Below are 11,297 nucleotides of genomic sequence, written 5' to 3'. Positions count from 1 at the left end.
GTTTAGTTTAGATGAATTAAAACAAACTCAGTATTTTCAAGATGTGCGCGAGGAAGCGCGTCAGGAAGGTCGTCAGGAAGGTCGTCAGGAAGGTCGTCAGGAAGGTCGTCAGGAAGGTCGTCAGGAAGGTCGTCAGGAAGGCAGACTAAACAAAGCACTAGAGGCAGTCCCTCGTTTGTTAGTCTTAGGGTTAAGTGTTGAGCAAGTCGCATCCGCCTTAGAATTAGAGGTTGAACAGGTTAGAGCTATACAAAACGGGACATAATCTCCTTATGTCCTCATGTCTAGGAGGTTCTGTTATACTAAATCCTGTTTGATTTGATTGATTCAAGCTAATGTTATGGCTAATACTGGGAAAAGTTAAGATTTATACCCCATAGATGAGCGATTAAAAGCAATAATCTCCGCCATTCTCCCCCCCCCGAATTTGTCAAGTATTCTCCGTTTTTTATTGATGAATAGGGAAAAAGCCCATCAGGGAGAGACTAGAAAGGTTAGAAAGTTGAGATTTAACGAGTCCGTTGATGCGGTTTAAGAGCAAGCGCGGATGAAGAAATAAATGGCCATCAGTAGCAGAAAAATATAAAAAGTAATCCGCACCAATCGATCCGGTAATTTCGGTAAAAAACGAGTGGTTACTTGTACACCTAGAGAACCACCGATACCTAAAATAATCCCTTGTAGATAAAGAATATAACCGGCTTGGGCATGAGCGAAACAGGCGGCGATCGAATTGAGTAAAACCACACCTAAACTGGTGACAATGGCGATTTTGATCTTTTCTGCCAAAAAAATCATTTGTAGTGGCACCATGATCGCCCCACCGCCAATTCCGAAAATACCGGCTAGAAATCCAGCGATTCCTCCGGTTAGCAGACAGGCTAGATTAGGATTCAATCTAATGGCAGAAACTGGCTCTTTTTGGCTTAAATTTTGCTTGAGATTGCTTAAATAGATATTGAGCAGTAAAAAACAACCAAAAGCCGCTTCTAGGAGGTGTTTGGGGCTATATTTGACCAGATAGACCCCGATAAATGCCGTAAAAATCCCGGGTAGGCCTAAGAGGAGAACTCGCTGCCATTTGAGGGAACCTAATCGCCAATTTTGGATCGTACCCACTAGGGAAGTGAAAACGATCGCTAAACTGCTGGTAGCCACCGATTCCCCGTAACTGTAGCCCAAATTTAACAGGATCGCCACGGAGATAGTGCCACCCCCAATACCGAATAAACCCGCTAATAAGCCCGAAAAAACGCCCGTTATCAGTAAAATCAAGTAATAGTCTGCCATTATCTTCGTTTCATGGCCTTGAAGGGTCTCAATTTGCTATCATACATAGGGTCTGCTGAAAAAGTTTTTCCTAGGGGCAGGGTGTAGGGTGTAGGGTTTTACCGATTTTCAGGTGGTCAATTACCTAATTTTCAGGGAAAAAGTACCTGAATTTCCCCCTGATCACTCCCATATCTGGTACTTTTGGATTTCAAAAAAGTCTAAAAGTCTTATCCAGCAAGGTTTTTAGATTTATTCAGCAAACCCTACATAGGGGCAATGGTAGAACATTTTCTCGAAGAAAGGGCTATTAACTAAAATTTAGTGATCAATGGGGCTATATTATTGACAATCACCTGATATTTTTTCTGATTTAATTACATAACCTTTATCCCTGCATGAGAAACTGACCTATGACTAAAAGAGCTTTACTACTAATTAATCGTCACTCGCGCAAGGGTAAAGAAAACTTTGCTCAAACTGTCGAGCTGCTCAATCATTGGGATTTTGAAATTATCAGCGTCCCTTTAAAAAAGGTAGAAGATATACCTTTTTTGATGGAAAAGTATCGCTCTAATATTGATTTAGTTATCGTCGGTGGTGGCGATGGGACTCTTAATGCTATGGTGGATGTGTTGGTAGAAACTCAACTGCCCCTAGGCATTATACCTTTGGGAACGGCTAATGATTTGGCCCGGACTTTAGGGATACCGAATTCTATTGCCGAAGCTTGTCGAATTATTGCGGAAGGTAATTTAAAATATATCGATCTAGGTTGGGTAAATAATAAATACTTTTTCAACGTGGCTAGTTTAGGATTAAGTGTGAAAATTACCCAAAAACTGAACAAGGGTTTAAAGCGACGTTTGGGGATTTTGGCCTACGCTTGGACAGCCCTACAGTTATTAAGTAAAACTCGTCCTTTTACCGCTATGATCGGTATTGATGGCCAAAATATCAAAGTTAAAACCCTACAAATAGCGATCGGAAATGGTCGTTATTATGGGGGAGGAATGCCGATCGCTCACGATGCCCAAATTGACGATCAAAGATTAGATTTATATAGCCTAGAAATTGAACACTGGTGGCAAATTTTCCCGCTTTTATGGACGTTACCGCGAGGACAACAGGGTTTATTATCTTGGGTGAGAACTCTTAAAGGGAAAGAAATTCAAATTCAGACTCGTAAACCCCATAGTATCAACACCGATGGCGAAATTACTAGCACTACTCCCGCCATGTTTCGAGTTATTCCGGCGGCCTTAGGAGTCTATATTCCCCGTCAGGAAACACAATTTTAAAATTAACGAAAAGGAGGAGAATATAATAAACCCCCCTTTGTCCAAAGATTATTTAAACCTCGATCGAGTTGCAGGGGTTTACCGATTTCACGATCATAAATTTCCCCGTAATTACCCACCTGTTTTAAGACTCTTTGGGCAAAATCATTGGGTAAACCCATATCTTCACCTAACTTCTCGTCGATACCCAAAAAGCGCCGAATACTGGGGTCTTTACTATCAGCAAAAGTGGCAATATTTTGGGAGTTAATCCCAAATTCTTCCCCTTGAATTAAACTAAAAACGATCGAGCGGACGGCATTCGACCAAGGGGGATCACCATCGGCTACGGCCGGGGCCAAGGGTTCCTTAGATATTACCACTTCTAATAATTGATGATCCTGCGGTCGGGGAAAAACCGAGCGCCGGGCCACCAATTGGGAGCGATCGGAGGTGACGGCCTGACAACGCCCCGCCTGATAAGCTGTATATAAAGCCTCCACATCATCGGAAACGATCGGTTTATAACCTTGAACTCCCGCTTTTGCCATGGCATCGGCCAGATTTTGTTCCGTGGTGGTTCCCGATAGCACACAAATGGACTTTCCGCTCAAATCTTCTAATTTCTTAATATTACTGGCTTTCGTGGCCATAATTCCTTGACCATCATAGAAAACCGGGGTGATAAACTCCATCCCCAGGGCGGTATCCCGGTTAATCGTCCAAGTGGTGTTGCGACTGAGGATATCCACTTCTCCCGTCTGCACAGCAGTAAATCTCTCTTGGGGGCTAAGTTTACGATATTCGACTTTGGAGGTATCATTAAAGAGAGCGGCCGCAATAGCTCGGCAAATTTGCACATCTAAGCCCGAATATTCGCCTTTTTCATTAACAAAGCTAAACCCCGGCACTTCTCCGTTAATGCCACAAATTAACTTACCGCGATTTTTCACCGTTGGCAAGCGGCCAGCATCGGGACTACTTGCAGTGTTAGAACTAGAATTGGGTGGATTTTCCGTCCCACAGGCAGTAATTAGCAGTAACAGCAGGGTCAATGCACAAAAACGCCACTTTAGCATAGATATTCTCTGAAAATTTTTTTTAGTCACTTAATTTTAGCTGAAAGACCAGAGGAAGCTTAACAGTATAGCCACGATCGCACCGATAACCGTATTGATCACATTGACCAATTCATTAGTTAACCACAGAAAGCGAGTTTGTAGGGTAGCACCGATGAGACTTTCAATATTGGTGGCGATAAATGCCGCAATTACGCACCATAACACACCGATAGGATCGATCGCACCGATAGCCCATGCTAACAGGGAAATAGCCGTAGCTGCCAGCAAACCGGCGAGCGTTCCCTCTAAACTAACAGCACCTTCTGTTCCCCGGGGGACGGATTTAAAATTAGTGATTAGATAAGTAGTTTTACCGTAAGCTTTACCCACCTCACTGGCAGTAGTATCGGCTAATTTGGTGCTAAAACTAGCCACATAAGCGAGTATTAAGAGGTAATCCCAGGGAGAAGCGGCAAAAAGACTTAGGATAGCGCAAATTGCCCCCGCTAAAGCGGAACCCCAGACATTTTCTGGACCGCGTACCCCCGCTCTTTTTTCGGCGATTCCCTCTGCTTCCTTGCGCGCTAAACCGATGCGGGTGACAGTAGAACCGACGAGGAAATAGAATAAAACAATTAGATAACCGCGCCATCCTAAGCTTCCCCAGACAATTACCCCTAAAACCCAAGCATGGAGATAACCCATGGCAGTTAAGAGCTTTTTTGGGGCAATCCAGGCGATTCCGAGGAGGATGGTATTGAGAAGAACAGCGACGAGCCAAGGATTAGTTAACATAGTATCGGGCTAAAGTTTACCTCCCCCCATTGTATCGATCGAGTTCATGAAAACTAATCAACCTTATCAACCTCTTTTACTGCGAATTCTGCACGGATTCACGGGAATTGTCCTGATTGCCGCCATGGTTACGGCCTATTGGACCTATGATACTTTTGACGGTCGTTGGTTAAAACTGCCCTTACCAGAATATGGAGAAATTGAAAGTATTCACGGCACTTTTGGCCTCTATACTCTGATTATTTTTCCTATTTTTGCTATCTATGCTTTTCGTCGGGGCAACAAAAGATTAATTCAAAGTGATTCTCTTAACAAATTAACCCAATTTGGTAAGCCGATTTGGTGGTATAGTCTCCATCGTTTAGTCAATACTTTGACTCTTTTTGCCCTAACTTTTGCTTTGTATAGTGGCCGGATGATGGATTCCAAATGGCTACCAGAAGGGGAATTAAATCACTTCTGGTATTATGCCCATTTGCTCAGTTGGTTAATTATGGCAGTATGTCTGATCCTGCACCTGCTCATGACTGCTAAAGTGGGAGGGGTTCCCCTGTTATTATCTATCCTTAAATGGCGTTTTCGTGAACAAGATAGTCCGAAATTATGGTTGTCTCAATTACGTCAATGGGGGTTAAGTTTGCGTCTAGCTAATACTTTTCAGTGGCTACAATCTCTTAACTTATATAAAGTCTTAGAAATTGTTGTTTTATTGGCTATTATAGCAGCTTGGATTGTTCCCAAGTTTGACTAAGGTGTACTGTATTTAAACTGCGTATTGAAAGTTTTAGTACAAATGCTTAACTTCCCTGCTCCCTCCTCTCCTATACCTTTTAAACAAGATTTAGTATGATTTATTGACCCCGACGAGCGAGAATAATCATCGTCTTCGCTAAGGGAGCAATACGACCGATACGATAGATTTTCTCTACCGATAAATTAGCTTCTGTTAACAGTTTTGTGATAGTTTTGACAGACCAAAATTTAATATGTCCGTGATCCCAAAGAGCGGTAAAATGATCGTCCATCTTGCCCGTAGCCGCTAGGGCCAAATTTTTCAGATAACTATGATAGGGAGTGGAGATCAGCGCAGCTCCTCCGGGTTGCAGCAGATTATAAACGGTCTTAGCATAATCGCGCGGGGCATAGACGTGTTCTACCACTTCCAAACTAATTAGCAGCGGAAAAGTACCAAATTTACTAGCCAGATCATCATAGGCGGAGCCAACGTAGAGATCAAGTTCAGGATAGGCTTTTTTTGCCTCTGCTATCCCCGATTCGGAAGGATCGCAGCCACTGATTTGAAATCCTTTTTCTGATAACCAATTAGCGATCGATCCGTTGCCACAACCGAGATCAAAAATACGCTTTTCAGGAGGAGCAAGATCGGCAAAAATCTGACTTAGAGAAGGTAGCAAATAAGCGTGGGCAGTCCCACAGCAAGAATTTTGATAATGATAATAATCTGACATATTTTAAAACAGTTAATGTGTAAGTGTTTTGCGTGGCATCACCACTATCGCAGGGTAATACAAAAAGTAACTTTTGTCAAGGGTTTAGTGAAATTTATTGTCACATCCCATTGATACCATGTACCATTGTATTTTATAAATATATTGCATTTACTATTATGAATGGACATCCTGCAAAAATCAAAAACCTTCCGTTAGACGAGAAGTCTCCGAGTCAGTATTCTCCGAGTTAGAAGTCGTCAACTTAACAGTAATAGCTGAATTCTGTTATCAGAAAACCTGAACAACTACCAAAGCGGATCGGAGTATAAATGAACGGTTAAAGAATCTCGATCGCTGGGGATACCGGTAATACAACTACAAATTTGACTACCATCATCTAATTCTACTTCACAGGCGTGACAGGAACCCATTAAACAGCCGGTAGGAATTTCAATTCCTGCTTTTTTGGCCACATCTAATAATAGTTCTCCGGTTTCCGCTTCCATGATGATATCATCGGGTAAAAAACGCACTGAAATAGTCATGATTTCTCCTTACAAATGAGCAAGAATAGGTTTAAGATTTAAATGTTCTTCCAGTAAATTAGCCATAGTATCCAGGGTTATTTCTCTTTGTTCACTATAGTTAGCAATTCCCGTAGGCAAAGATAATAAACCGCGACGCTGACGCAGATGATTTAACCAAGTTCTTCGCCAAGAACCATTATCAAAGATACCATGTAAATAACAGCCCCAAATTGAGAGAGAATCATTGACAATTCCTAGACTAGCATCTTCCTCGAACATTTTTTGATAACCTGATTCACTTTCCCATTGGCTTATTCCTTGGTGAATTTCGTATCCCATTACCGGTAAACCCGCTTGGGGATAATTGGATAAAACTTGTCGTTGACGGGTAATTTTTTCGGCAGTAATTACCGTTTTTAAGGGCAGTAAATTTAAACCTGCTGCCTCACTGTATGTACTTTCTCGATGGTCAGGATCCAGGATTAATCGCCCTAACATTTGTAAACCACCACAGATGCCAAAGATAATACCTCCCCTTTGGTGATAGGCTTGTAATTGATTAGCCATACCACTTTGATCAAGAGCGATTAAATCAGCGACAGCAGTTTTAGAACCCGGGATAATTACCCCATCGGGATAACCTAAAGATTCCTGTAATTCTAGATAACGTACATTAACCGTTGCTTCACCACAGAGAGGGTCAAAATCAGTAAAATTAGCGATATGAGGCAGACGAATGACAATGATATTTAGTTCAGCTTTTGGTTTTTGGGCGGGGCGATCGAGTAAACTGAGAGAATCCTCGGCACTTAAAAAGATATCACTATAGGGAAGAACTCCTAACACAGGAATTTTTGTATAATCTTCTAGCCAAGTAATCCCCGCATCTAAGAGAGATTTTTGTCCGCGAAATTTATTGATCACAATACCTTTAATTAAAGCTCTTTCCTCCGGTTCTAATAATTCTAACGTACCGACGACGTGAGCAAAAGCCCCCCCGCGATCAATATCCACCACTAAAATAGTAGCGGCATCCAGATATTTAGCCACCCGCATATTAGTTAAATCGCGATGTTTGAGATTTATTTCCGCCGGACTTCCCGCACCTTCACAGACAACTAGATCAAATTCTGTTGATAATTTAGCTAAAGATTCTTTAATTGCTTGCCAACCTTGCTCAAAATAATTCTGATAATAATCCGCTGCCGTGGTGACACCAACAGCCTTGCCTTTAATAATCACCTGAGAGGTCATATTTCCCTGGGGTTTTAATAAAATTGGGTTCATTTCTACCCGGGGAATTGTCCCCGCGGCCCATGCTTGCACCGCCTGGGCGTGACCCATTTCTCCCCCTCCGGCGGTAACATAGGCATTAAGGGCCATATTCTGACCTTTAAAGGGTGTTACCTGCCAACCTTTCCGGTTTAATAGACGACATAAGGCCGCAGTTAAAAAAGATTTACCCGCGTGGGATGTTGTCCCCACTACCATGATTGCTTTCATCTAGTTTTTTTAGTTGAGTATTTTCAGTGAACAGTAAACAGTAAACAGTAATCAGTGATCAATAAACAGTAATCAGTAAACAGTTGATAACTGATAACCAGTAACTGAAAACTCACATCTGATAACTGATACTAAATCCGTTGAGTATAGGCTACTTATGAGGAGAGGCACTCATGCAATAGGCAAAAGGGAGAATAAATAATCAGTCTTTAATAACCGGATTTGGTATGATAACTGATAACAATGGCCGAATCTACAACCTAATTTGTTAAGCTAAAAGCTTTGATGTACTTAGTTTATAACCTTTTTTAGGTAGGAGAATTGCCAGATTCTTTCTATTAACCCCCCCCCGATGTCGAGGGGTTGGGGGGGTTGCCTGTTGCCTCTTGCTTAAAAAGAAAACCAACGTTGCAGAGTATTTAAAAATCTTTGCCAGAAATTGGGTTTAGGGAAAAGATACCCTTGGGGTTGCCATTTTTCTATTAATTTCCTCCCTAAAGGAGTGAGACGAAAACTATCGGTTATCCCCTGTCCATCTACTTCGCGCCGCAAAATTCCCACTTTAATCAACCAGAGAAGATAGCTTTCCGCTGCCGCTTCCGTCAGCAGTCTGGAAGTATAACCTTTTTCTAAACCTCCAGGACCGGGGATGCTTAAAAGTGATACACTTCGCTCAAGCATAGCGGCGAATAGGGTGAGACGGAAAGGAGAACAACAGAGGGCGCGTTCAGCCCTAGTGATGGTAGCATCAGGATAATTGATCGCGGTAACGGTGGGAGTCGATAGGCGCATAGATTCCGGTCGTTTAGCTATTGATAAACTCAATGTTACATTGATCTGGCCTCAACCCCTGTCAACCCCAATCATCGATAAAATAGGGATGAAGTGTTAAGTAGCTTGAGTGTTTATGCAGTCTCCCGAACCGTTCGATACTAAATATACCCCAGAAGAAGTGGAAGTGGAAATTGAAACCGACGATTTTCCCCCCGTTGCTACCCCGGTTAGTTTCGCTGCCACTCTTGAAAAAGTTAAAACTTGGTACGGCAGCCTGTCCACACCGGCACAGGTAGTCGTGGCAGTGGCGGGGGTTTTTGTAACTTTTTCCATTTTAACGGCGATTTTACGCCTAGTCAGCGCAGTTTTAAGCGCTTTAATCCTCGCCGCTATCTTTTATCTCATCTATCGTTACATCCTCAAACCGAGAGTTTAGTCTGTTATGCACATTTTCTGTTCAATGTCAAGAGTTTAGTTGATAAAAAAAATTTATGGAAGAAGCAGACACCAGAGATATCTTGGGGGAAAATGTGGCTAAGTTGGGATTGGACCAGATCCAGCGTCATCTATTTCTCTGCTGCGATCAGACTAAGCCAAAATGCTGTGACAAGGAAGAAGGGTTAGAAGTGTGGGATTATTTAAAGAAGCGGTTAAGTGAATTAGAACTCGATCGCCCCAGCGCCGACCGTCCAGGCTGTATTTTTCGCACTAAAGCCAACTGTTTGCGGGTTTGTAGCCAAGGCCCGATTTTATTAGTGTACCCGGAAGGAGTCTGGTATCGAAGGGTAAACAAGGAAGTGGTCGAAAGAATTATCCAAGAACACCTAATCGGTAATCAAATCGTCACAGAATATGCTTTTCTTCGCCACGATTTACCGGCAATTTCTCTGAACTGTCCCAGAGAAGAACCCGAAACAATAGAGGAAAACAGGGTTAAAACTAGCTGAAACACAATTAATTAGGGTTTGCGGCAAAAAGTTTTTCGTGGGGGCAGGGTGTGGGGTGTGGGGTGTAGGGTTTTACCGATTTTGAGGGAGTCAATTACCTAATTTTTAGGGAAAAAGTCCCGCAATTTTCCCCCCAATCACTCCAATGGTCGGCACTTTTTGAGGGAAAAAAAGTCTAAAAACCTTGTTGGATAAGGTTTTTAGATTTATTCAGAAAACCCTAATTAACTACACATATCTAACCTCCCCTTGCCTCTTGCCTGTCGATCCTTTGTCCGTCTCCATTCCCCTAACCCTGCAGCCCGGAAAATACCCATGAAAGAGACCAACAAAGACAATAAACAACTTTTATTAATCGACGATGACCCGAATTTAATACTTTTGGTGAAAGATTATCTAGAGTTTCGTGGTTATAGGGTGACAACCGCAGAAAACGGTCGGGAAGCCCTAGAAATCCTCGAATGCGGGGCAAATACTGCCAAGGCAGGGGAAATGCCCGATATGATTATCTGTGATCTGATCATGCCGGAAATGGACGGTTATGCCTTCGTCGAAAAAATTCGTCAGGATAGTCGTTTTAGTGGCATTCCCGTGATTTTTCTCTCCCCTAACGCTCAAAGTCAAGACAAGGTAACAGGTTTAACCACCAGGGCCGATGTCTATATGGTCAAACCCTTTGAACCGGAAGAATTAGTGGCCCTGGTGGAGTCTTCCCTCACACAAGCGGGCCGGTTGCTGAAACGCAGCACCCGCATCCATTCCCCGGATGTCACTCCTCTTCAGGTTCCGGGTAATGTGGAATTAACCCCAACGGAATTAAAAGTAGTACAATTGGTCGCCCAAGGACTGGCTAATCGGGAAATCGCCGAAAAACTCAATGTTAGCCAACGGACAATCGAAAGTCATGTGTCGAATATGCTTCATAAAACCAGTCTTCATAATCGCACGGAATTGGCCCAATGGGCGATCGAAAGTAATAAGCTGTTGACTATCTAGAGCTTGCTGAAAAACTTTTTTAGCATACCCTCAATAGTCAACAGCTTATCAGCGGTTAGGTCAGGTGATTGTCAACTCACCTTTTTTTGGCATTAAAAATCCCTGAGATTGTCCTGGGCTGCTAGTTGCGATCGCTCTTTTTCCATGGACAATTCCGTTTCCAATTCTTGGCTGAGGAAATAGTTGAGGAAAGTTCGGATAATAGCGATGAGGGCGAGTTTTGCCAAGGCTTCTATAGTAGGTGTGACGGTAGTAGCCACGATGTCTCCACCTAACTGAAACTCTAGGGCTAAAGATAGCCAAGTACCAAAACGAATGCGAATTTGATTGAAGGAAAAAGGGGGAAGACTGCGACGGTGACGATTAGACTGCCAAGCTAATTGTAGGGTTTTAATTAATCCGATCACCACACAAGCGATCGAAAGACTTTCTAGGCAAAACTTGATGATTGCCACGGCAGAGATCAAGCCTGTTTCTAAAGCTGCTAAAAATTCCATACCCAACAGACACCCTCTTATCGAAAATTTGGGTTAAAACCCCGTCCTTTGAGGACAGCTTTAAGCTACAATGGAAAAAGCGATAACCAAGCTAAAAACTGAACCTTGACCACAGATAGTAGGGGGTTTCGTTCAGAAAAGACTTCAAATTCGGCCTTGAACGAGTAAAACTTTCTAGGAAATAAGGTTGAACATTG

The 11,297-nt window shown here is 42.7% G+C and carries 13 protein-coding genes and 1 pseudogene; 6 read left to right on the top strand and 8 right to left on the bottom strand.

Translation table 11 applies throughout. From position 1 onward, the window contains the following. Nucleotides 1–265 (top strand): annotated as a pseudogene (locus tag IM319_RS14610) (Rpn family recombination-promoting nuclease/putative transposase); the annotation flags it as partial. A 266-nt stretch (nucleotides 266–531) separates the two neighbouring features. Here IM319_RS14610 and IM319_RS14605 read toward each other — a convergent pair. Then, on the bottom strand, nucleotides 532–1,290 hold the full coding sequence (locus IM319_RS14605) for a sulfite exporter TauE/SafE family protein (RefSeq protein ID WP_287684097.1): 759 nt from the start codon (nucleotides 1,288–1,290) through the stop codon (nucleotides 532–534). A gap of 392 nt (nucleotides 1,291–1,682) precedes the next feature. On the opposite strand from IM319_RS14605, the gene IM319_RS14600 reads away from it, so the two are divergent. Further along, complete coding sequence (locus tag IM319_RS14600) at nucleotides 1,683–2,570, top strand: lipid kinase (RefSeq protein ID WP_149986059.1); 888 nt, start codon at nucleotides 1,683–1,685, stop codon at nucleotides 2,568–2,570. A 2-nt stretch (nucleotides 2,571–2,572) separates the two neighbouring features. Here IM319_RS14600 and IM319_RS14595 read toward each other — a convergent pair whose 3' ends face one another. Together IM319_RS14595 and IM319_RS14590 are read right to left on the bottom strand one after the other, a co-directional pair. Continuing rightward, a complete protein-coding gene (locus IM319_RS14595) occupies nucleotides 2,573–3,628 on the bottom strand; it encodes an amino acid ABC transporter substrate-binding protein (protein ID WP_287736028.1) in 1,056 nt (351 codons plus the stop codon). A gap of 36 nt (nucleotides 3,629–3,664) precedes the next feature. Further along, complete coding sequence (locus IM319_RS14590; protein WP_286827022.1) at nucleotides 3,665–4,405, bottom strand: TIGR00297 family protein; 741 nt, start codon at nucleotides 4,403–4,405, stop codon at nucleotides 3,665–3,667. A 46-nt stretch (nucleotides 4,406–4,451) separates the two neighbouring features. Here IM319_RS14590 and IM319_RS14585 point away from each other — a divergent pair, with 46 nt between their 5' ends. After that, the gene (locus IM319_RS14585) at nucleotides 4,452–5,156 is read left to right on the top strand and encodes a cytochrome b/b6 domain-containing protein (protein WP_287736027.1); all 705 of its coding nucleotides are present in this window, start codon (nucleotides 4,452–4,454) and stop codon (nucleotides 5,154–5,156) included. 100 nt (nucleotides 5,157–5,256) lie between these two features. On the opposite strand, the gene IM319_RS14580 is transcribed toward IM319_RS14585, so the two are convergent. From IM319_RS14580 to IM319_RS14565, 4 genes are all read right to left on the bottom strand, one after another. Then, nucleotides 5,257–5,874 (bottom strand): class I SAM-dependent methyltransferase, encoded by a 618-nt coding sequence (locus IM319_RS14580; RefSeq protein WP_287736026.1) that lies wholly within the window; start codon nucleotides 5,872–5,874, stop codon nucleotides 5,257–5,259. A gap of 287 nt (nucleotides 5,875–6,161) precedes the next feature. Continuing rightward, nucleotides 6,162–6,401, bottom strand: coding sequence for a 2Fe-2S iron-sulfur cluster-binding protein (locus IM319_RS14575; RefSeq protein ID WP_287684103.1), 240 nt, complete (start codon nucleotides 6,399–6,401; stop codon nucleotides 6,162–6,164). Nucleotides 6,402–6,410: 9 nt separating this feature from the next. Then, nucleotides 6,411–7,886 carry a cobyric acid synthase CobQ gene (gene cobQ / locus IM319_RS14570; RefSeq protein ID WP_287736025.1) on the bottom strand — a complete coding sequence of 492 codons (1,476 nt, stop codon included), beginning with the start codon at nucleotides 7,884–7,886 and terminating at the stop codon, nucleotides 6,411–6,413. A gap of 390 nt (nucleotides 7,887–8,276) precedes the next feature. Further along, entirely contained in the window at nucleotides 8,277–8,678 is a 402-nt protein-coding gene (locus IM319_RS14565) for an Npun_F0494 family protein (RefSeq protein ID WP_287736024.1), read from the bottom strand. A gap of 115 nt (nucleotides 8,679–8,793) precedes the next feature. Between IM319_RS14565 and IM319_RS14560 the strand changes: the two genes are divergently transcribed. The 3 genes from IM319_RS14560 (at nucleotide 8,794) to IM319_RS14550 (ending at nucleotide 10,603) form a co-directional block, all read left to right on the top strand. Next, nucleotides 8,794–9,096 carry a hypothetical protein gene (locus IM319_RS14560; RefSeq protein ID WP_286825311.1) on the top strand — a complete coding sequence of 101 codons (303 nt, stop codon included), beginning with the start codon at nucleotides 8,794–8,796 and terminating at the stop codon, nucleotides 9,094–9,096. A gap of 55 nt (nucleotides 9,097–9,151) precedes the next feature. Beyond that, entirely contained in the window at nucleotides 9,152–9,607 is a 456-nt protein-coding gene (locus tag IM319_RS14555) for a (2Fe-2S) ferredoxin domain-containing protein (protein WP_287078090.1), read from the top strand. A gap of 315 nt (nucleotides 9,608–9,922) precedes the next feature. Then, the gene (locus IM319_RS14550; protein ID WP_286825309.1) at nucleotides 9,923–10,603 is read left to right on the top strand and encodes a response regulator transcription factor; all 681 of its coding nucleotides are present in this window, start codon (nucleotides 9,923–9,925) and stop codon (nucleotides 10,601–10,603) included. A gap of 92 nt (nucleotides 10,604–10,695) precedes the next feature. Here the strand turns inward: IM319_RS14550 and IM319_RS14545 are convergent, their stop codons facing one another. After that, on the bottom strand, nucleotides 10,696–11,100 hold the full coding sequence (locus IM319_RS14545) for a DUF1622 domain-containing protein (RefSeq protein ID WP_286825308.1): 405 nt from the start codon (nucleotides 11,098–11,100) through the stop codon (nucleotides 10,696–10,698). Nucleotides 11,101–11,297 lie beyond the last annotated feature (197 nt).

The organism is Microcystis sp. M113S1 (assembly GCF_020246945.1).
In the GTDB taxonomy this organism is placed as follows: domain Bacteria; phylum Cyanobacteriota; class Cyanobacteriia; order Cyanobacteriales; family Microcystaceae; genus Microcystis.
Note: the sequence above shows the minus strand (reverse complement) of the source record. Positions and strands in the feature narration are given on the sequence as shown.

Coding starts and splice junctions, on each gene's coding strand:
- IM319_RS14605 (WP_287684097.1), bottom strand. CDS start 1,290: ATGGCAGACTATTACTTGATTTTACTGATAACGGGCGTTTTTTCGGGC.
- IM319_RS14600 (WP_149986059.1), top strand. CDS start 1,683: ATGACTAAAAGAGCTTTACTACTAATTAATCGTCACTCGCGCAAGGGT.
- IM319_RS14595 (WP_287736028.1), bottom strand. CDS start 3,628: ATGCTAAAGTGGCGTTTTTGTGCATTGACCCTGCTGTTACTGCTAATT.
- IM319_RS14590 (WP_286827022.1), bottom strand. CDS start 4,405: ATGTTAACTAATCCTTGGCTCGTCGCTGTTCTTCTCAATACCATCCTC.
- IM319_RS14585 (WP_287736027.1), top strand. CDS start 4,452: ATGAAAACTAATCAACCTTATCAACCTCTTTTACTGCGAATTCTGCAC.
- IM319_RS14580 (WP_287736026.1), bottom strand. CDS start 5,874: ATGTCAGATTATTATCATTATCAAAATTCTTGCTGTGGGACTGCCCAC.
- IM319_RS14575 (WP_287684103.1), bottom strand. CDS start 6,401: ATGACTATTTCAGTGCGTTTTTTACCCGATGATATCATCATGGAAGCG.
- cobQ (WP_287736025.1), bottom strand. CDS start 7,886: ATGAAAGCAATCATGGTAGTGGGGACAACATCCCACGCGGGTAAATCT.
- IM319_RS14565 (WP_287736024.1), bottom strand. CDS start 8,678: ATGCGCCTATCGACTCCCACCGTTACCGCGATCAATTATCCTGATGCT.
- IM319_RS14560 (WP_286825311.1), top strand. CDS start 8,794: ATGCAGTCTCCCGAACCGTTCGATACTAAATATACCCCAGAAGAAGTG.
- IM319_RS14555 (WP_287078090.1), top strand. CDS start 9,152: ATGGAAGAAGCAGACACCAGAGATATCTTGGGGGAAAATGTGGCTAAG.
- IM319_RS14550 (WP_286825309.1), top strand. CDS start 9,923: ATGAAAGAGACCAACAAAGACAATAAACAACTTTTATTAATCGACGAT.
- IM319_RS14545 (WP_286825308.1), bottom strand. CDS start 11,100: ATGGAATTTTTAGCAGCTTTAGAAACAGGCTTGATCTCTGCCGTGGCA.